The organism is Phytobacter sp. SCO41 (assembly GCF_003073275.1).
GTDB classification, from domain to species: Bacteria; Pseudomonadota; Gammaproteobacteria; order Enterobacterales; family Enterobacteriaceae; genus Phytobacter; species Phytobacter diazotrophicus.
In genome coordinates, this window is the sequence record NZ_CP027225.1 from 5,567,434 (window position 1) to 5,587,100 (window position 19,667).

Below are 19,667 nucleotides of genomic sequence, written 5' to 3' on the forward strand. Positions count from 1 at the left end.
GATGCTTTCTCACTGAGCTAAAGTTGAGTAGAATCCACGGCCCAGGCATCAATCCACTTTCTAACCGCTTTACGCGAGGCAATACACCATGTTTTATCCGGATCCTTTTGACGTCATCATCATTGGCGGGGGTCATGCAGGCACTGAGGCCGCGATGGCCGCAGCGCGTATGGGTCAACAGACTCTGCTTTTGACACACAATATCGACACGCTGGGGCAAATGAGTTGCAACCCGGCCATTGGCGGTATTGGGAAAGGACACCTGGTAAAAGAAGTGGATGCACTCGGCGGTCTGATGGCAAAAGCGATCGATCAGGCGGGTATCCAGTTTAGGATACTAAACGGCAGTAAAGGCCCGGCAGTTCGTGCGACCCGTGCACAGGCAGATCGCGTACTTTACCGTCAGGCTGTGCGTACCGCGCTGGAAAACCAGCCAAATTTGATGATCTTCCAGCAGGCGGTAGAAGATCTGATTGTGGAAAACGATCGAGTGGTGGGTGCAGTCACCCAGATGGGCCTGAAATTCCGCGCTAAAGCGGTCGTTTTGACCGTCGGGACATTCCTTGACGGCAAGATTCACATCGGGCTGGATAACTACAGCGGTGGCCGTGCAGGCGATCCGCCGTCCATTCCCCTTTCTCGTCGTCTGCGTGAACTACCGCTGCGCGTAAGCCGCCTGAAAACCGGTACGCCGCCGCGCATTGACGCTCGTACCATTGATTTTAGCGTCCTGGCGCAGCAGCACGGCGATAATCCGATGCCGGTCTTCTCGTTTATGGGCAATGCCGCGCAACACCCGCGTCAGGTGCCGTGCTACATCACCCACACCAACGAGAAAACCCATGAGGTTATTCGCAATAACCTCGATCGCAGCCCGATGTATGCTGGCGTGATCGAAGGGATCGGGCCACGCTACTGCCCGTCGATCGAAGACAAAGTGATGCGCTTTGCCGATCGTAACCAGCACCAGATCTTCCTGGAGCCGGAAGGGCTGACCTCTAACGAAATTTACCCGAACGGTATCTCCACCAGCCTGCCGTTCGATGTACAGATGAAAATCGTCCGCTCGATGGAGGGGATGGAAAACGCCAAAATCGTTCGCCCTGGCTATGCCATTGAGTACGATTTCTTCGACCCGCGTGACCTGAAACCGACCCTGGAGAGTAAATATATCCATGGACTGTTCTTTGCCGGCCAAATCAACGGCACCACTGGCTACGAAGAGGCAGCGGCCCAGGGGCTGTTGGCTGGTCTGAATGCAGCACGCTTCTCTGCCGAGAAAGAGGGCTGGGCGCCGGCACGTTCTCAGGCTTATCTGGGCGTACTGGTCGACGATCTTTGCACTCTGGGTACCAAAGAACCGTACCGCATGTTCACCTCCCGTGCCGAATATCGCCTGATGCTGCGTGAAGATAACGCCGATCTGCGTCTGACCGAAATTGGCCGTGAGCTTGGTCTCGTGGACGACGAACGCTGGGCGCGCTACAACGAGAAACTCGAAAATATCGAACGTGAACGTCAGCGTCTGAAATCTATCTGGGTGAACCCAACCTCGGAAGCTGCGCCGGAAGTGAATAAAAACCTGACGGCACCGCTGTCTCGTGAAGCCAGCGGTGAAGATCTGTTGCGTCGCCCGGAAATGACTTACGACCAACTGGTACAACTGGCACCGTTCGTTCCAGGTCTGAGCGACGAACAGGCGGCTGAGCAGGTTGAGATTCAGGTGAAGTACGAGGGTTATATCGCGCGTCAGCAGGATGAAATTGAAAAACAGCAGCGTAACGAGAATACGCTGTTACCTGCATCGCTGGATTACCGTCAGGTCAGCGGCCTGTCGAATGAAGTGATCGCGAAACTAAACGATCACAAACCGGCCTCCATCGGACAGGCATCGCGTATTTCCGGGATCACACCTGCCGCGATCTCCATTCTGCTGGTCTGGTTGAAAAAACAGGGTATGCTGCGCCGTAGCGCCTGATACTCTTCACGCAACATGTGCTGACAGAGAGTGCGTTGTCTGTCAGCACAACAGATTTAAAGCCCGGTAAGCGTTAACGCCACCGGGTATATTTTTCAGACAGGTAATCACCGTGCTCAATAAACTTTCTCGTCTGCTCGATGAAGCAGGTATTTCGCTCACCGATCACCAGAAAAACCAGCTGGTAGCCTATGTCGAAATGCTCAACAAATGGAACAAAGCCTACAACCTGACTTCCGTACGTGACCCGAACGAGATGCTGATTCGCCATATCCTCGATAGCATCGTGGTTGCGCCGCACTTGCTGGGGGAGCGGTTTATCGATGTAGGAACGGGGCCAGGCCTGCCGGGAATCCCGTTATCTATTGTTCTTCCTGATGCACACTTCACCCTGCTGGATAGCCTGGGTAAACGCGTCCGTTTTCTGCGCCAGGTTCAGCATGAGCTTCATTTGCCGAACGTCACTCCCGTACAGAGCCGCGTCGAAGATTTTCCGGCCGAGCCGCCTTTTGATGGCGTCATCAGCCGGGCATTCGCATCATTGAATGACATGGTGAACTGGTGTCAGCATCTGCCTGGAACACAAGGCAAGTTCTATGCCCTTAAAGGGTTGATTCCAAATGATGAAATTGACACGCTGCCTGCTCAGTTTTCAGTAGAATCTATCGTCAAATTAGACGTGCCTCACCTTGAGGGTGACCGACATCTCGTGGTCATTAAGGCAAACAAAATTTAATTTTTATCAAAAAATGTAGAATTCGTGCTGTTTTCTGAATGTTAAAAAACGGCGTAAAAAACAGTGATACGTTCGGTTACATTTAACGCATATTTCACTTCGTTTTTTCTAAGTTTTAACGCCGTAATTTTGCTTAACCATGAAAATAGTCAACAGCGAAAATATCAGTCTGCTAAAAATCGACATTCGCACGTATTGATGAATGTTAAATAATTATTATAAATGTCAATGAAAGGTTTTTATTGTATACCGAGCTGTTTTAAAAAGAGTTGTCAGTAATCATCTGTAATATCAAAAAGATGAAAAGGCGCAAATTCCTGATGGCAATATTTTGGCGAGCGCATAAATGTTTAATTTGTGATCTGGTGCACGCTTTAGCAACAGGTATTTCGCGTTATTCAACATTGTGTCTGATGGTTCACAGTTTCGCTAAAAGTTGAAAAATAGCCCTCGGGAAAATTATTTAAACATTTATTCACCTTTTCGCTACTTATTGTTTGAAATCACGAGGCCGCACCGTATAATTTGACCGCTTTTTGATGCTTGACTCCGGGCCTTAAAGAACGTTTTATACGACACGCGGCCTACCTCGAAGTGAGCAGGAGTTAAAAGTGATGTCTGTGTCGCTCTTGGGTCGAAATGTTGCTCGCAGGCTTCTGCTTATTCAATTTCTGGCGGTAATAGCAAGCGGATTGCTGTTTAGCCTCAAAGACCCCTTCTGGGGCACTTCCGCCGTGTGCGGCGGTATGGCAGTCTTTCTGCCGAATATGTTGTTTATGATTTTTGCCTGGCGTCATCAGGCGCATACACCAGCCAGAGGCCGAGTGGCCAGGTCCTTCGCCTTCGGCGAAGTGTTCAAGGTGTTAGCAACATTCGTGTTGCTGGTGGTGGCGCTGGCAGTTTTAAAGGCGGTGTTTTTACCGCTGATAGTCACGTGGGTTTCGGTGCTGGTTGTTCAGATACTGGCACCCGCTGTAATTAACAACAAAGGGTAAGAGGCATCATGTCTGCAGGAGAAATCTCAACACCGCAAGAGTACATAGGCCACCATCTGAATAACCTTCAGATTGACCTTCGTACGCTTTCGCTGGTGGATCCGCATAACCCCCCGGCCACCTTCTGGACTCTCAACATTGACTCCATGTTTTTCTCGGTGGTTCTGGGTCTGTTGTTCCTGGTGATGTTCCGTAGCGTAGCCAAAAAGGCCACCAGCGGCGTCCCGGGGAAATTCCAGACCGCGATTGAGCTGGTTATTGGTTTTGTCCACGGTAGCGTGAAAGACATGTACCACGGCAAAAGCAAGCTTATCGCGCCACTGGCCCTGACGATTTTCGTCTGGGTATTCCTGATGAACCTGATGGATTTGCTGCCTATCGACCTGCTGCCGTACATTGCTGAGCATGTACTGGGTCTGCCTGCGCTGCGCGTGGTGCCGTCTGCGGACGTGAACATCACCCTGTCGATGGCGTTGGGCGTATTTATCCTGATTCTGTTCTACAGCATCAAAATGAAAGGCCTGGGTGGTTTTGCTAAAGAGCTGACACTCCAGCCGTTCAACCACCCGGTGTTTATCCCGGTCAACCTTATCCTGGAAGGTGTTAGCCTGCTGTCCAAACCGGTTTCTCTCGGTCTGCGACTGTTCGGCAACATGTATGCCGGTGAGTTGATTTTCATTCTGATTGCTGGTCTGTTGCCGTGGTGGTCACAGTGGATCCTGAATGTGCCATGGGCCATTTTCCACATCCTGATTATTACGCTGCAAGCCTTCATTTTCATGGTTCTGACGATCGTCTATCTGTCGATGGCGTCTGAAGAGCATTGATTTTTAACAACACTACTACGTTTTAACTGAAACAATCTGGAGACTGTCATGGAAAACCTGAATATGGATCTGCTGTACATGGCTGCCGCTATTATGATGGGTCTGGCGGCAATCGGTGCTGCGATCGGTATCGGCATCCTCGGGGGTAAATTCCTGGAAGGCGCAGCGCGTCAACCTGATCTGATTCCTCTTCTGCGTACTCAGTTCTTTATCGTTATGGGTCTGGTGGACGCAATCCCGATGATCGCTGTAGGTCTGGGTCTGTACGTGATGTTTGCTGTCGCGTAGTAAGGGTTGCTTTTTACAGCAAGTATTTAGAACGTTAACCAGATAAGAGGCATTGTGCTGTGAATCTAAACGCAACAATCCTCGGCCAGGCCATCGCGTTTGTCCTGTTCGTTCTGTTCTGCATGAAGTATGTATGGCCGCCATTAATGGCAGCCATTGAAAAACGTCAGAAAGAAATCGCTGACGGTTTGGCTTCTGCGGAACGAGCTAAGAAGGATTTGGACCTTGCACAGGCCAATGCGACCGACCAGCTGAAAAAAGCGAAAGCAGAAGCTCAGGTCATCATTGAGCAGGCGAACAAACGCCGCGCTCAGATCCTGGACGAAGCGAAAGCAGAAGCCGAGCAGGAACGTAACAAAATCGTGGCGCAGGCTCAGGCGGAAATTGACGCCGAGCGTAAACGTGCTCGCGAAGAGCTGCGTAAACAAGTGGCTCTGCTGGCTGTTGCCGGCGCCGAGAAGATCATCGAGCGTTCCGTGGATGAAGCTGCTAACAGCGACATCGTGAATAAACTGGTCGCTGAACTGTAAGGAGGGAGGGGCCGATGTCTGAATTTGTAACGGTAGCTCGCCCCTACGCCAAAGCAGCTTTTGACTTTGCTGTCGAACACCAGGGTGTTGATCGCTGGCAGGATATGCTGGCGTTCGCGGCCGAGGTGACGAAAAACGAACATATGGCAGAGCTTCTCTCCGGTGCTATTGCGCCGGAAACGCTTGCCGAGTCGTTTATCGCAGTCTGTGGGGAGCAACTTGACGACAACGGTCAGAACCTGATTCGGGTGATGGCTGAAAATGGTCGTCTTAAAGTGCTTCCTGATGTTCTTGAGCAGTTTGTTCAATTGCGTGCAGCCAGCGAGGCTATCGCAGAAGTCGAAGTGACCTCTGCGACCGCACTGAGTGAAGAACAGCTTTCGAAAATCAGCGCCGCGATGGAAAAACGTCTGTCACGCAAAGTTAAGCTGAATTGCAAAATCGATAAGTCTGTAATGGCAGGTGTTATCATCCGTGCGGGTGATATGGTCATTGATGGTAGCGTACGCGGCCGTCTTGAACGCCTCGCAGACGTCTTGCAGTCTTAAGGGGACTGGAGCATGCAACTGAATTCCACCGAAATCAGCGAACTGATCAAGCAGCGCATTGCTCAGTTCAGTGTTGTGAGTGAAGCTCACAACGAAGGTACTATTGTTTCTGTAAGTGACGGTGTTATCCGCATTCACGGCCTGGCCGATTGTATGCAGGGTGAGATGATTTCCCTGCCGGGTAACCGTTACGCTATCGCACTGAACCTGGAGCGCGACTCCGTGGGTGCAGTTGTGATGGGTCCGTATGCTGACCTCGCCGAAGGCATGAAGGTTAAATGTACGGGTCGTATCCTGGAAGTTCCGGTTGGTCGTGGTCTGCTGGGCCGCGTTGTGAACACTCTGGGTGCGCCGATTGATGGTAAAGGTCCGCTGGAGCACGACGGCTTCTCTGCTGTTGAAGCTATCGCACCGGGCGTTATCGAACGTCAATCCGTCGATCAGCCGGTACAGACTGGTTATAAATCCGTTGACGCCATGATCCCAATCGGTCGTGGTCAGCGTGAATTGATCATCGGTGACCGTCAGACCGGTAAAACCGCTCTGGCCATCGACGCCATCATCAACCAGCGTGATTCCGGCATCAAGTGCGTCTACGTGGCCATCGGCCAGAAAGCGTCCACCATTTCTAACGTGGTACGTAAACTGGAAGAACACGGCGCGCTGGCTAACACCATCGTTGTGGTTGCAACCGCATCTGAATCTGCCGCACTGCAATACCTGGCTCCGTATGCAGGCTGCGCAATGGGCGAATACTTCCGTGACCGCGGTGAAGATGCGCTGATCATTTATGATGACCTGTCTAAACAGGCCGTTGCTTACCGTCAGATTTCCCTGCTGCTCCGTCGTCCGCCAGGACGTGAAGCATTCCCGGGCGACGTATTCTACCTCCACTCTCGTCTGCTGGAGCGTGCTGCGCGTGTTAACGCCGAATACGTTGAAGCCTTCACCAAAGGTGAAGTGACTGGGAAAACCGGCTCTCTGACCGCTCTGCCGATTATCGAAACGCAGGCGGGTGACGTTTCCGCGTTCGTTCCGACCAACGTAATTTCGATTACCGATGGTCAGATCTTCCTGGAAACCAACCTGTTTAACGCCGGTATTCGTCCTGCGGTTAACCCGGGTATCTCTGTATCCCGTGTTGGTGGCGCAGCGCAAACCAAGATCATGAAGAAACTGTCCGGTGGTATCCGTACCGCGCTGGCGCAGTATCGTGAACTGGCAGCGTTCTCCCAGTTTGCATCTGACCTTGACGATGCAACCCGTAAACAGCTTGACCACGGTCAGAAAGTGACCGAGCTGCTGAAACAGAAACAGTATGCGCCGATGTCCGTTGCGCAGCAGTCTCTGGTTCTGTTCGCAGCAGAACGTGGTTATCTGGCGGATGTAGAGCTGGCGAAAATCGGTAGCTTCGAAGCCGCTCTGCTGGCTTACGTTGACCGTGACCACGCTCCGTTGATGCAAGAGATCAACCAGTCCGGTGGCTATAACGACGAAATCGAAGGCAAGCTGAAAGGCATCCTCGATTCCTTCAAAGCAACCCAGTCCTGGTAACGTCTGGTGGCCTGCCTTAGGGCAGGCCGCAAGGCATTGAGGAGAAGCTCATGGCCGGCGCAAAAGAGATACGTAGTAAGATCGCAAGCGTCCAGAACACGCAAAAGATCACTAAAGCGATGGAAATGGTCGCCGCTTCCAAAATGCGTAAATCGCAGGATCGCATGGCGGCCAGCCGTCCTTATGCAGATACCATGCGCAAAGTGATTGGTCACCTTGCGAACGGTAATCTGGAATATAAGCACCCTTACCTGGAAGAACGCGACGTTAAGCGCGTGGGCTACCTGGTGGTGTCGACCGACCGTGGTCTGTGTGGCGGCTTGAACATTAACCTGTTCAAGAAAGTACTGGCGGATATGAAAGCATGGTCCGATAAAGGCGTTCAGAGCGACCTCGCGATGATCGGCTCGAAAGGCGTGTCTTTCTTTAATTCCGTTGGTGGCAACGTTGTCGCCCAGGTGACCGGTATGGGTGATAACCCATCTCTGTCCGAACTGATCGGCTCGGTTAAAGTGATGTTGCAGGCCTACGACGAAGGTCGTCTGGACAAGCTTTATATTGTCAGCAACAAATTTATCAACACCATGTCTCAGGTTCCAACCATCACTCAACTGCTGCCATTACCGGCAGAAGAAGATGAAGAGTTGAAGCGTAAATCCTGGGATTATCTGTATGAACCTGATCCGAAGGCGCTGCTGGATACTCTCCTGCGTCGTTATGTGGAATCTCAGGTTTATCAGGGTGTTGTTGAAAACCTGGCCAGCGAGCAGGCCGCACGTATGGTGGCGATGAAAGCCGCGACCGATAATGGCGGCAGCCTGATTAAAGAGCTGCAGTTGGTTTACAACAAAGCTCGTCAGGCCAGCATTACTCAGGAACTCACCGAGATCGTCTCGGGGGCCGCCGCGGTTTAACCAGGTTTACGAATTTCGTAGAGGATTCAAGATGGCTACTGGAAAAATTATCCAGGTAATCGGCGCCGTGGTGGACGTCGAGTTCCCTCAGGATGCCGTACCACGAGTGTACGATGCACTTGAGGTAAAGAATGGTGAAGAGCGTCTGGTGCTGGAAGTTCAGCAGCAGCTCGGCGGTGGCGTTGTACGTACCATCGCAATGGGTTCTTCTGATGGTCTGCGTCGTGGTCTGGAAGTAACAGACCTGGCTCACCCGATCGAAGTCCCGGTAGGTAAAGCAACACTGGGTCGTATCATGAACGTACTGGGCGAACCAGTAGACATGAAAGGCGACATCGGTGAAGAAGAGCGTTGGGCGATCCACCGCGCAGCACCTTCCTACGAAGAGTTGTCAAACTCTCAGGAACTGCTGGAAACCGGTATCAAAGTAATCGACCTGATGTGTCCGTTCGCTAAGGGCGGTAAAGTAGGTCTGTTCGGTGGTGCGGGTGTAGGTAAAACCGTAAACATGATGGAGCTGATCCGTAACATCGCGATCGAGCACTCCGGTTACTCCGTATTTGCGGGCGTAGGTGAACGTACTCGTGAGGGTAACGACTTCTACCACGAAATGACCGACTCCAACGTTATCGACAAAGTATCCCTGGTGTATGGCCAGATGAACGAGCCGCCGGGAAACCGTCTGCGCGTTGCACTGACCGGTCTGACCATGGCAGAGAAATTCCGTGACGAAGGTCGTGACGTACTGTTGTTCGTCGATAACATCTATCGTTACACCCTGGCCGGTACAGAAGTATCTGCACTGCTGGGTCGTATGCCTTCAGCGGTAGGTTATCAGCCGACTCTGGCGGAAGAGATGGGTGTTCTGCAAGAACGTATCACCTCCACCAAAACCGGTTCTATCACCTCCGTACAGGCGGTATACGTACCTGCGGATGACTTGACTGACCCGTCACCAGCCACCACCTTTGCTCACTTAGATGCAACCGTGGTACTGAGCCGTCAGATCGCGTCTCTGGGTATTTACCCGGCCGTTGACCCGCTGGACTCCACCAGCCGTCAGCTGGATCCTCTGGTTGTTGGTCAGGAGCACTACGACACTGCGCGTGGCGTACAGTCTATCCTGCAGCGTTACCAGGAACTGAAAGACATCATCGCCATCCTGGGTATGGATGAGCTGTCAGAAGAAGACAAACTGGTGGTAGCACGTGCGCGTAAGATCCAGCGCTTCCTGTCCCAGCCGTTCTTCGTGGCAGAAGTATTTACCGGTTCTCCGGGCAAATACGTCTCCCTGAAAGACACCATCCGTGGCTTTAAAGGCATCATGGAAGGCGAATACGATCACCTGCCGGAGCAGGCGTTCTACATGGTCGGTTCCATTGACGAAGCCGTGGAAAAAGCCAAAAAACTTTAACGCCTTAATCGGAGGGTGATATGGCAATGACTTACCACCTGGACGTCGTCAGTGCAGAGCAACAAATGTTCTCTGGTCTGGTCGAGAAAATCCAGGTAACGGGTAGCGAAGGTGAGCTGGGGATTTACCCTGGTCACGCGCCGCTGCTCACCGCCATTAAGCCTGGTATGATCCGCATCGTGAAACAGCACGGTCATGAAGAGTTTATCTATCTGTCCGGCGGCATTCTTGAAGTGCAGCCTGGCAACGTGACCGTACTGGCTGATACCGCTATTCGTGGCCAGGATCTCGACGAAGCACGAGCGCTGGAATCGAAACGTAAAGCCGAAGAGCACATTAAGAGCTCGCACGGCGACGTGGATTACGCTCAGGCGTCTGCCGAACTGGCGAAAGCTATTGCGAAACTGCGCGTTATCGAGTTGACCAAAAAAGCGATGTAACACCGGCTTAAAGTCAAAAAGCCAGTCTGATTATCAGGCTGGCTTTTTTTATGGGCAAATTCTGTACTTTTATTGGATACATGAATGTTTTGCTCAGGACTTTATTCATGGCTAAAAAAAATAGCAAAAACATTGTCCTGCTCACGATACCCATGCAGGAAGCACCATTTTTGAATATAAAGTACCATGTAAAAGCCAAAAAAATGCCCTAAATTACGATCTGGTAAGGCAGGTTGTGCATTTTACTTTCTTGCCATTTTGCGTTGAAAAAAATGTAGAATTTTCAAGGTGAAACAGTAAAACTTCCACTCAAATTAAAGTCAGGACGCGTATGTTGAACACGAAAATGAGTGTGGTGATCCTTGCCGCTGGCAAAGGCACACGCATGTATTCCGATCTTCCGAAAGTGCTGCATACCCTTGCAGGGAAAGCGATGGTTCAGCATGTCATTGATGTGGCGAATAATCTAGGCGCCGATCATGTACACCTTGTCTATGGGCACGGCGGCGATCTGTTAAAACAAACGCTGCCTGACGAAAAACTTAACTGGGTGTTACAGGCTGAACAACTGGGCACCGGGCATGCAATGCAGCAGGCTGCGCCATTCTTCGCCGACGACGAAGATATCCTGATGCTGTATGGCGATGTGCCGCTGATATCGATCGATACCCTTACCCGTCTGCGTGAAGCGAAGCCGCAGGGTGGCATTGGTCTGCTCACCGTGAAGCTAGATGATCCAAGTGGATACGGCCGTATCACGCGTGAGAACGGTAAAGTAACCGGCATTGTTGAACATAAAGATGCGACTGAGCAGCAGCGCCAGATTCAGGAAATCAACACCGGTATTTTGATAGCTAACGGCGGCGATATGAAACGCTGGCTGAGTCAGCTCACCAATAATAATGCGCAGGGTGAATATTACATCACCGATATTATTGCTCTTGCTTATCAGGAAGGCCATGAAATCGCAGCCGTCCATCCGCAGCGCCTGAGCGAAGTGGAAGGCGTGAACAACCGCCTCCAGCTCTCCCGCCTCGAACGTGTATATCAAACTGAACAGGCTGAAAAATTACTTCTCTCAGGCGTGATGCTGCGCGACCCGGCCCGCTTCGATCTGCGTGGAACGCTGACGCATGGGCGGGATGTTGAGATTGATGCTAACGTGATTATTGAAGGTGACGTCAAACTCGGCAACCGCGTGAAAATTGGCGCAGGCTGTGTCATCAAAAATAGCGTCATTGGCGATGACTGTGAAATCAGTCCTTATAGCGTGCTGGAAGATGCCACGCTTGAAGCCGCCTGTACGATTGGCCCGTTTGCCCGCCTGCGTCCGGGGGCTGAGTTGCAGGAAGGCGCGCACGTAGGCAACTTCGTTGAGATGAAAAAAGCGCGTCTGGGCAAAGGCTCGAAAGCGGGTCATCTGACTTACCTTGGCGACGCGGAAATTGGCGACAACGTCAATATCGGCGCGGGAACCATAACCTGCAACTACGATGGCGCCAATAAACACAAGACCATTATTGGTGATGATGTGTTTGTTGGATCCGATACCCAACTGGTGGCGCCGGTGAGCGTGGGTAAAGGGGCAACCATTGCGGCAGGTACGACGGTTACCCGCAATGTCGCCGATAACGAACTGGTCTTAACCCGTGTGCCGCAGGTCCATAAAAAAGGCTGGCAGCGCCCGGTGAAGAAAAAGTAATTTTCATGCCGGAGTAATCCGGCAACCAGGGATGAGGGGATAACATAATCCCCCGCCCGACAAGCAGTACTATAAAAATAACCCCACTCTCTACAAGGCTCGGGGCGCCCGTAAAGGGCAAACAGGTCAGCGACAACGCATGGCACAATGCCATAATCAGGAAATCTAACTATGTGTGGAATTGTTGGCGCAGTTGCGCAGCGTGATATTGCTGAAATCCTTCTGGAAGGCTTACGTCGTCTGGAATACCGTGGTTATGACTCTGCCGGTCTGGCAGTGGTTGATGCAGAAGGTCATATGACCCGTCTGCGTCGTCTCGGTAAAGTACAGATGCTGGCTCAGGCTGCGGAAGAGCATCCGTTACACGGTGGTACCGGTATTGCTCACACCCGTTGGGCGACCCACGGGGAACCTTCAGAAGGCAACGCACACCCGCATGTGTCTGAACACATCGTCGTAGTACACAACGGCATTATCGAAAACCACGAACCGCTGCGCGAAGAACTGAAAGCGCGTGGCTACACTTTTGTGTCTGAGACCGATACAGAAGTGATTGCTCACTTAGTGCACTGGGAGCTGGCGAAAGGCGGTACGCTGCGTGATGCTGTGCTGCGTACTATCCCGCAACTGCGTGGCGCGTACGGCACGGTTATCATGGATTCCCGCGATCCGAGTACACTGCTGGCAGCTCGTTCTGGTAGCCCGATGGTTATCGGTCTGGGCATGGGTGAAAACTTTATCGCGTCCGATCAACTGGCTCTGTTGCCGGTAACCCGTCGCTTTATCTTCCTTGAAGAGGGGGATATCGCTGAGGTAACGCGTCGCAGCGTGACGGTATTTGATAAAACGGGCGAGCTGGTTAAGCGCCAGGAGATTGAATCCAATCTGCAATATGACGCAGGCGACAAAGGCGCTTACCGTCACTATATGCAGAAAGAGATCTATGAGCAGCCGAATGCGATTAAAAACACCCTGACCGGGCGTATCAGCCACGGTGAAGTGGATTTAAGCGAGCTGGGCTCCCATGCGAATGATTTGCTGAGCAAGGTTGAGCATATTCAGATCATTGCCTGCGGTACCTCATACAACTCCGGCATGGTTTCTCGTTACTGGTTTGAATCGCTGGCCGGTGTACCCTGTGATGTGGAAATCGCCTCCGAATTCCGTTACCGCAAATCTGCCGTGCGTCGCAATAGTCTGATGATTACACTCTCTCAGTCTGGCGAAACGGCAGATACCCTGGCGGGGCTGCGTTTGTCTAAAGAGCTGGGCTATCTGGGCTCGCTGGCTATCTGTAACGTTCCTGGCTCCTCGCTGGTACGTGAATCCGATCTGGCCATCATGACGAATGCGGGTACGGAAATTGGCGTGGCGTCCACCAAAGCCTTCACGACTCAGCTAACGGTACTGTTGATGCTGGTGGCGAAACTGAGCCGTCTGAAAGGGTTGGATGCCTCAATCGAACATAGCATTGTTCATGGCCTGCAGACGCTGCCGAGCCGCATTGAACAGATGCTGTCTCAGGATAAACGTATCGCGCAACTGGCCGAGGACTTCTCTGACAAGCATCATGCGTTGTTCCTGGGGCGTGGCGATCAATACCCGATTGCCCTGGAAGGCGCGCTTAAGCTCAAAGAGATTTCTTATATCCATGCTGAGGCCTATGCCGCCGGTGAACTGAAACACGGCCCACTGGCCCTGATTGACGATGATATGCCGGTTATCGTTATTGCGCCGAACAATGAACTGTTGGAAAAATTGAAATCCAACATTGAAGAGGTTCGCGCGCGCGGCGGTGTACTGTATGTCTTTGCCGACCAGGATGCGGGGTTTGTAGGCAGCGACACTATGCATATCATTGATATGCCTCACGTTGATGAAGTTATCGCTCCTATCTTCTACACTGTTCCGTTGCAATTGCTGGCCTATCACGTGGCGCTGATTAAAGGCACCGACGTGGATCAGCCGCGTAATCTGGCAAAATCAGTCACTGTGGAATAAAGGCGTAACCACGTCATAACGCATAAAAGAGGTTGCCTGGTGGCAGCCTCTTTTTTTTCAGGATGATGATGAATCTGTTGAAACGCATTATCGGGCTTAAAGTTTTGGCGCTCATCGACTACTGCGACAAGGTAGACATGGGAATATCGGGCCGTAAACTGGCGCAATTAAAAGCGCTGGCGGAGGCTTTTCAGGAAATGCCGAAGGCTTACTACATCCGTGGGACGACATATTTCGCCAGCATATTGGTGTTGTTTTATACGTTGCTGTTGAGCTTTGCCGGTCTTGCCATTGCGTTCAGAACCGTTACCGGCGGTTGGGGCGTTATTGCAGGTCTTGTTATCTTCATTCTGCTTGTGGTGGCGTTATCAGGAGCAGAGAAAGGAAGAACATTATCCCTGAGATTATTTTTAGCCGTCTGGTCGGCGTTATGTGTTTGTAATCTATTGGTGGCAGGATGGCTGTTGTTCGCCTCTTTCTCATGGCTAAGTGTCGGGTGTTGGGCCGGGAGTTTGCTTCTCTTATGGCTGACGCGGCAGGTCATGAACGGGCCAGAACTGACGAAACTAGTACAGTGGCGTGCGTCACTCAGAATAGCCCAGTATCGACGTCAGGCATTGACGCAACCCAGGCGAAAATGAATTGATCTAAGGCTACTTTTTGTCGCTTTTTGCTGGGACATCTGGTTGGCATCTACTACTTTTTTAGTGTCATAAAACTAAAATCTTGCTGACATCTCACTGTCATTAATAACGTTATCTTGCTGATAAATCATACAAGATAGGGTTAATCTATGTGAAAGCCGTCATTGTCATCAAACAGTAACAATCATTGCATATAACTGTCATCAAAGTGTCCTATTTTGCTCGTCGTAGCCACTTAAACAACGATTTACGATCCTTGCAGGAGACATTATGAACGTTATGCGTACCACTGTCGCAACTGTTGTCGCCGCGACCTTTTCACTGAGTGCATTTGCAGTTAACGCCGCTGCAAGCCTGACAGGTGCGGGTGCAACTTTCCCAGCGCCGGTGTATGCCAAATGGGCCGATACTTACCAGAAAGAAACGGGTAATAAGGTTAACTACCAGGGTATCGGTTCTTCTGGTGGCGTAAAACAGATCACTGCAAACACCGTTGACTTCGGCGCTTCTGATGCTCCGCTGGCTGACGACAAACTGGCTCAGGAAGGCCTGTTCCAGTTCCCGACCGTAATCGGTGGTGTTGTCCTGGCTGTTAACCTGGAAGGTTTCAAATCTGGCGAGCTGGTGCTGGATGGCAAAACGCTGGGCGATATCTACCTGGGCAAAATCAAAAAATGGGATGATGCGGCAATTGCTAAGCTGAACCCGGGCAAAAAACTGCCTTCTCAGAATATCGCTGTCGTACGTCGCGCTGATGGTTCTGGTACATCTTTCGTATTTACCAGCTACCTGGCGAAAGTTAACGAAGAGTGGAAATCGTCTGTAGGCGCTGGCTCTACTGTTAACTGGCCGACCGGTCTGGGCGGTAAAGGTAACGACGGTATCGCTGCATTCGTACAGCGTCTGCCGGGCTCCATTGGTTATGTTGAATATGCTTACGCTAAGCAGAATAACCTGACCTACACCAAGCTGCTGTCTGCTGATGGCAAACCGGTTAGCCCGACCGAAGCAAACTTCTCCAATGCGACGAAAAACATCGACTGGAGCAAATCCTTCGCGCAGGACCTGACCAACCAGAAAGGTGCCGATGTATGGCCGATTACGTCCACCACCTTCATCCTGGTTCACAAAGAGCAGAAAAATCCTGAGCAGGGCGCAGAAGTGCTGAAATTCTTCGACTGGGCATACAAAAACGGTGGCAAACAGGCTAATGACCTGGACTACGCTACCCTGCCTGAGAGCGTTGTTGCACAGATTCGCGCTGCATGGAAAACCAACGTGAAAGACAGCAGCGGTAAAGCGCTGTACTAATACCCGCCATACTTCGAGCCGTAGCAGTGTTGGTGTTGGCTGCAACTCGAATTAGTTAGGGTATGGCATTACGTTAGCCAGGAAGCACGATAAAATGCGCGCTTCCTGGCCCAAACTTAAAGAGTGATTTATGGCTGCAACCAAGCCGGCTTTTAGCCCCCCGGGTAAAAAAGGTGACATGATTTTCAGCGCGCTGGTAAAACTGGCTGCGCTGATTGTGCTATTGCTGCTCGGCGGCATTATCGTGTCTCTGATTTTCTCCTCCTGGCCGAGTATCCAGAAATTTGGTTTTTCCTTCTTATGGAACAAAGAGTGGGATGCGCCGAATGAGACCTTTGGTGCTCTGGTTCCGATTTACGGCACGCTGGTAACGTCTTTTATCGCGCTACTGATCGCTGTCCCGGTAAGTTTTGGTATCGCCCTCTTCCTGACGGAGCTGGCGCCTGGCTGGCTGAAACGTCCTCTTGGGATCGCGATTGAACTGCTGGCGGCGATTCCCAGTATCGTTTACGGCATGTGGGGTCTGTTTATTTTCGCCCCGCTGTTTGCCAAATATTTCCAGGAACCGGTCGGCAACGTTATGTCCGCTATCCCGTTTGTTGGCGCCCTCTTCTCTGGCCCGGCATTTGGTATTGGTATCCTGGCCGCGGGGGTTATCCTCGCCATTATGATCATTCCGTACATTGCCGCCGTTATGCGCGATGTATTCGAGCAAACCCCGGTGATGATGAAAGAGTCGGCCTACGGCATCGGCTGCACCACCTGGGAAGTTATCTGGCGTATTGTTCTGCCGTTCACCAAAAATGGTGTTATCGGCGGCATTATGTTGGGGTTGGGTCGTGCCCTGGGCGAAACCATGGCGGTGACCTTTATCATCGGTAACACCTACCAGCTCGACAGCGCATCACTCTATATGCCGGGTAACAGTATTACCTCCGCGCTGGCGAACGAATTCGCCGAAGCGGAATCCGGTCTGCACGTTGCAGCCTTGATGGAGCTGGGTCTGATCCTCTTCGTCATTACCTTTATTGTGCTGGCGATTTCTAAGTTCATGATCATGCGTCTGGCGAAAAATGAGGGGGCCCGCTAATGGCTACGCTTGAAATGCAAACCACCGCAGAGCTGGCTGAATCCCGTCGCAAGATGCAGGCGAAGCGCCGTACCAAAAACCGTATCGCCCTGACGCTCTCGATGGCGACCATGGCGTTTGGTCTGTTCTGGCTGGTCTGGATCCTCCTGTCGACCATTAGTCGTGGTTTTGATGGGATGTCACTGGCGCTCTTTACCGAAATGACGCCGCCGCCGAACACGGCGGGTGGTGGGCTGGCGAATGCGCTGGCGGGGAGTGCGCTGCTCATCTTCTGGGCGACCGCTGTCGGTACGCCGCTGGGTATCATGGCCGGGATCTACCTGGCTGAGTACGGGCGTAAATCGATTCTGGCCGAAATTATCCGTTTTATTAACGATATTCTGCTTTCCGCACCGTCTATTGTTGTTGGCCTGTTCGTTTACACCATTGTGGTGGCGCAGATGCAACACTTCTCTGGCTGGGCTGGCGTGATTGCGCTGGCGCTGCTGCAGGTGCCCATCGTGATTCGTACCACAGAGAACATGCTGAAACTGGTGCCGGATAGCCTGCGTGAAGCGGCATACGCGCTGGGGACGCCGAAGTGGAAGATGATTTCCGCCATTACCGTGAAAGCTTCTGTCTCCGGGATCATGACCGGCGTGCTGCTGGCGGTTGCGCGTATCGCGGGTGAAACCGCACCGCTGCTGTTTACCGCGTTGTCGAACCAGTTCTGGAGCACGGACATGATGAGGCCGATTGCAAACTTGCCGGTCACCATCTTTAAGTTTGCGATGAGCCCGTTTGCTGAATGGCAGCAACTGGCCTGGGCCGGTGTTCTGATTATTACGCTGTGTGTGCTGCTACTGAACATTCTGGCGCGTGTCATTTTCGCGGCGAAGAAACACTAATTTTTGCGGCGCGGTGAAACGCGGTGCCGAGTGAGGAAAGAGATAAATGAGTATGGTTGATACAACGCCGGGCAAAATTCAGGTTCGCGATTTGAACTTCTATTACGGCAAATTCCATGCCCTGAAAAACATCAGCCTGGACATTGCTAAAAACCAGGTAACGGCGTTTATCGGGCCGTCAGGCTGCGGTAAGTCCACGCTGCTGCGTACATTCAATAAAATGTTTGAACTGTACCCGGAGCAACGCGCAGAAGGCGAAATCCTGCTGGATGGGGATAACATCCTCACCAATACCCAGGATATCGCCCTGCTGCGCGCAAAAGTTGGGATGGTTTTCCAGAAGCCAACGCCGTTCCCGATGTCGATTTACGACAACATCGCCTTCGGTGTGCGTCTGTTTGAAAAGCTGTCTCGTGCCGATATGGACGAACGTGTGCAGTGGGCCTTGACCAAGGCCGCATTATGGAATGAAACCAAGGATAAATTGCACCAGAGCGGGTACTCTCTTTCCGGTGGTCAGCAGCAGCGTCTGTGTATCGCCCGTGGGATTGCGATCCGTCCGGAAGTCTTACTGCTGGATGAACCTTGCTCGGCGCTCGACCCCATTTCGACTGGTCGTATCGAAGAATTGATCACCGAGTTGAAGCAGGATTACACCGTCGTCATCGTGACCCACAACATGCAGCAGGCTGCGCGTTGTTCCGATCACACGGCGTTTATGTATCTCGGCGAATTGATTGAGTTCAGCAACACGGATGATCTGTTCACCAAGCCGAAGAAAAAGCAAACCGAAGATTATATTACTGGCCGCTACGGTTGATTTGCCATACTGCTTTCAGGCTCTAACTGTGTTGGCTGCCTTTGTTCACCCCGGTCGTGCCATATGATGCGCCCCGGGGATTCGCTCAGTTGCCGCCTTGTTATAGCCCAAAAATAGTTGGGCATCAGGAGACACCATGGACAACCTCAATCTTAACAAACATATTTCCGGCCAGTTTAACGCCGAGCTGGAAAGTATCCGCACTCAGGTGATGACCATGGGTGGGATGGTAGAGCAACAACTTTCTGACGCGATCACTGCGATGCATAACCAGGACAGCGAGCTGGCTCAGCGCGTTGTTGAGGGTGATAAGCAGGTGAACATGATGGAAGTCGCTATCGACGAAGCCTGTGTGCGTATTATTGCCAAGCGCCAGCCGACCGCCAGCGACCTGCGTCTGGTGATGGCGATTATCAAAACGATCGCTGAGCTGGAACGTATTGGCGATGTTGCCGATAAAATCTGCCGCACAGCGCTTGAGAAATTCTCCTCGCAGCACCAGCCGCTGCTGGTAAGCCTGGAATCTTTGGGCCGCCATACCGTGCAGATGCTGCACGACGTACTGGATGCTTTCGCGCGTATGGATATTGACGAAGCGGTACGTATCTACCGTGAAGACAAGAAAGTGGATCAGGAATATGAAGGTATCGTACGCCAACTGATGACCTACATGATGGAAGATCCGCGCACCATTCCAAGCGTGTTAACCGCGCTATTCTGCGCCCGTTCCATTGAGCGTATCGGCGACCGTTGCCAGAATATTTGCGAATACATTTTCTATTTTGTTAAAGGCCAGGATTTCCGTCATGTTGGCGGTGATGAACTGGATAAACTGCTCGCCGGAAAAGACCCGAAAGAGTGATTTCCGCGCTCAGCAAATAAAAACGCCAGCGACATATCTGCTGGCGTTTTTTTGCTGATTTGCAGGAGAGTGTCAGATGTAACGCACTGTTTATTTATAACCCCAACAAGCCTTCCCATTTCTTTC

General features: G+C 51.8%; 19 protein-coding genes. All 19 read left to right on the forward strand.

The genetic code is table 11. The features are described from left to right. Nucleotides 1-88 precede the first annotated feature (88 nt). The 19 genes from mnmG (at nucleotide 89) to phoU (ending at nucleotide 19,541) form a co-directional block, all read left to right on the forward strand. Complete coding sequence (mnmG, locus tag C5523_RS27035) at nucleotides 89-1,978, forward strand: tRNA uridine-5-carboxymethylaminomethyl(34) synthesis enzyme MnmG (protein ID WP_039079999.1); 1,890 nt, start codon at nucleotides 89-91, stop codon at nucleotides 1,976-1,978. Nucleotides 1,979-2,090: 112 nt separating this feature from the next. Continuing rightward, nucleotides 2,091-2,714, forward strand: coding sequence for a 16S rRNA (guanine(527)-N(7))-methyltransferase RsmG (rsmG, locus tag C5523_RS27040; protein WP_108702264.1), 624 nt, complete (start codon nucleotides 2,091-2,093; stop codon nucleotides 2,712-2,714). 614 nt (nucleotides 2,715-3,328) lie between these two features. Then, nucleotides 3,329-3,709: a F0F1 ATP synthase subunit I gene (atpI, locus tag C5523_RS27045; protein WP_108702265.1), complete on the forward strand. Its 381-nt coding sequence runs from the start codon at nucleotides 3,329-3,331 to the stop codon at nucleotides 3,707-3,709. An 8-nt stretch (nucleotides 3,710-3,717) separates the two neighbouring features. Continuing rightward, a complete protein-coding gene (gene atpB / locus C5523_RS27050; RefSeq protein ID WP_039080002.1) occupies nucleotides 3,718-4,536 on the forward strand; it encodes a F0F1 ATP synthase subunit A in 819 nt (272 codons plus the stop codon). Between the two features lie 48 nt (nucleotides 4,537-4,584). Continuing rightward, nucleotides 4,585-4,824, forward strand: a complete 240-nt coding sequence (gene atpE / locus C5523_RS27055) for a F0F1 ATP synthase subunit C (protein WP_004393045.1) — start codon at nucleotides 4,585-4,587, stop codon at nucleotides 4,822-4,824. Nucleotides 4,825-4,883: 59 nt separating this feature from the next. After that, nucleotides 4,884-5,354, forward strand: a complete 471-nt coding sequence (gene atpF / locus C5523_RS27060; protein WP_007369369.1) for a F0F1 ATP synthase subunit B — start codon at nucleotides 4,884-4,886, stop codon at nucleotides 5,352-5,354. A gap of 14 nt (nucleotides 5,355-5,368) precedes the next feature. Next, nucleotides 5,369-5,902, forward strand: coding sequence for a F0F1 ATP synthase subunit delta (gene atpH, locus C5523_RS27065; protein WP_039080003.1), 534 nt, complete (start codon nucleotides 5,369-5,371; stop codon nucleotides 5,900-5,902). A 12-nt stretch (nucleotides 5,903-5,914) separates the two neighbouring features. Further along, nucleotides 5,915-7,456 (forward strand): F0F1 ATP synthase subunit alpha, encoded by a 1,542-nt coding sequence (atpA, locus tag C5523_RS27070; RefSeq protein WP_039080004.1) that lies wholly within the window; start codon nucleotides 5,915-5,917, stop codon nucleotides 7,454-7,456. A 50-nt stretch (nucleotides 7,457-7,506) separates the two neighbouring features. Beyond that, on the forward strand, nucleotides 7,507-8,370 hold the full coding sequence (gene atpG / locus C5523_RS27075) for a F0F1 ATP synthase subunit gamma (RefSeq protein WP_039080005.1): 864 nt from the start codon (nucleotides 7,507-7,509) through the stop codon (nucleotides 8,368-8,370). Nucleotides 8,371-8,401: 31 nt separating this feature from the next. Further along, the gene (gene atpD, locus C5523_RS27080; protein WP_039080006.1) at nucleotides 8,402-9,784 is read left to right on the forward strand and encodes a F0F1 ATP synthase subunit beta; all 1,383 of its coding nucleotides are present in this window, start codon (nucleotides 8,402-8,404) and stop codon (nucleotides 9,782-9,784) included. A 20-nt stretch (nucleotides 9,785-9,804) separates the two neighbouring features. Further along, a complete protein-coding gene (locus C5523_RS27085; protein WP_039080007.1) occupies nucleotides 9,805-10,224 on the forward strand; it encodes a F0F1 ATP synthase subunit epsilon in 420 nt (139 codons plus the stop codon). A 331-nt stretch (nucleotides 10,225-10,555) separates the two neighbouring features. Beyond that, a complete protein-coding gene (gene glmU / locus C5523_RS27090; protein WP_108702266.1) occupies nucleotides 10,556-11,926 on the forward strand; it encodes a bifunctional UDP-N-acetylglucosamine diphosphorylase/glucosamine-1-phosphate N-acetyltransferase GlmU in 1,371 nt (456 codons plus the stop codon). Between the two features lie 171 nt (nucleotides 11,927-12,097). Further along, nucleotides 12,098-13,927, forward strand: coding sequence for a glutamine--fructose-6-phosphate transaminase (isomerizing) (gene glmS, locus C5523_RS27095; protein ID WP_039080009.1), 1,830 nt, complete (start codon nucleotides 12,098-12,100; stop codon nucleotides 13,925-13,927). Between the two features lie 68 nt (nucleotides 13,928-13,995). After that, nucleotides 13,996-14,568, forward strand: a complete 573-nt coding sequence (locus C5523_RS27100; RefSeq protein ID WP_108702267.1) for a hypothetical protein — start codon at nucleotides 13,996-13,998, stop codon at nucleotides 14,566-14,568. Nucleotides 14,569-14,841: 273 nt separating this feature from the next. After that, nucleotides 14,842-15,882, forward strand: a complete 1,041-nt coding sequence (gene pstS, locus C5523_RS27105; RefSeq protein WP_039080011.1) for a phosphate ABC transporter substrate-binding protein PstS — start codon at nucleotides 14,842-14,844, stop codon at nucleotides 15,880-15,882. A gap of 130 nt (nucleotides 15,883-16,012) precedes the next feature. Then, on the forward strand, nucleotides 16,013-16,972 hold the full coding sequence (gene pstC, locus C5523_RS27110) for a phosphate ABC transporter permease PstC (RefSeq protein ID WP_039080012.1): 960 nt from the start codon (nucleotides 16,013-16,015) through the stop codon (nucleotides 16,970-16,972). Continuing rightward, a complete protein-coding gene (pstA, locus tag C5523_RS27115; RefSeq protein ID WP_039080013.1) occupies nucleotides 16,972-17,859 on the forward strand; it encodes a phosphate ABC transporter permease PstA in 888 nt (295 codons plus the stop codon). Before pstC ends, pstA begins: the two co-directional genes overlap by 1 nt. A gap of 46 nt (nucleotides 17,860-17,905) precedes the next feature. Continuing rightward, entirely contained in the window at nucleotides 17,906-18,679 is a 774-nt protein-coding gene (gene pstB, locus C5523_RS27120) for a phosphate ABC transporter ATP-binding protein PstB (protein WP_039080014.1), read from the forward strand. A gap of 136 nt (nucleotides 18,680-18,815) precedes the next feature. Beyond that, nucleotides 18,816-19,541 (forward strand): phosphate signaling complex protein PhoU, encoded by a 726-nt coding sequence (gene phoU / locus C5523_RS27125; RefSeq protein WP_039080015.1) that lies wholly within the window; start codon nucleotides 18,816-18,818, stop codon nucleotides 19,539-19,541. The last annotated feature ends 126 nt before the right edge of the window (nucleotides 19,542-19,667 follow it).